Source organism: Mitsuaria sp. WAJ17 (assembly GCF_014174515.1).
Taxonomy (GTDB): Bacteria; Pseudomonadota; Gammaproteobacteria; order Burkholderiales; family Burkholderiaceae_C; genus Roseateles_B.
The window spans coordinates 1-445 of record NZ_JACJUG010000117.1 but is presented as its reverse complement, the minus strand read 5'-3'; the positions used below and the strand labels follow the sequence as shown (position 1 = coordinate 445).

Sequence of the window (445 nt, the reverse complement as noted above, 5' to 3'; positions counted from 1 at the left end):
AACGAGAGCTTTGCCGGTGCGGTGGAACGCCTGGGCGCCGAGGCCTGGTTGCGCCGGCAGGGCTCGCCGCAAGCCTGGCAGCGCTATCGCCAGGGCGATGAGCGGCGGCGTGGCTTTCTGGCGCTGAACCTGCGCTACCGCGAGCGACTGGCCGAGCTCTATGCCAGCGCACAGGACGAGGCGGCCAAGCGTGCCGCCAAGCAGGCCTTGTTCGCCGCCATGCGCGCCGACTACGAGCGCCTCAAGCGCGAGGAATGGGGCGGCTTTGCGGGCTACGACGCCTGGTATGCGCGTGCCAACAATGCCAGTCTGGCGGTGCTCGGGGCCTACCACGAGCTCACGCCGCAGTTCGAGCGCCTGCATGCCCGGCTGGGCGGTGACTGGGCGCGCTTCTACGCCGAGGTGCGACGCCTGGCCGCATTGCCGGCGCCGCAGCGTCGCTTAG

At 70.8% G+C, this 445-nt stretch carries 1 protein-coding gene; it reads left to right on the top strand.

All coding sequences use genetic code 11. From position 1 onward, the window contains the following. Nucleotides 1–445: aminopeptidase (locus tag H5407_RS23630; protein WP_183106922.1), on the top strand; the 445-nt coding region annotated here is incomplete at both ends.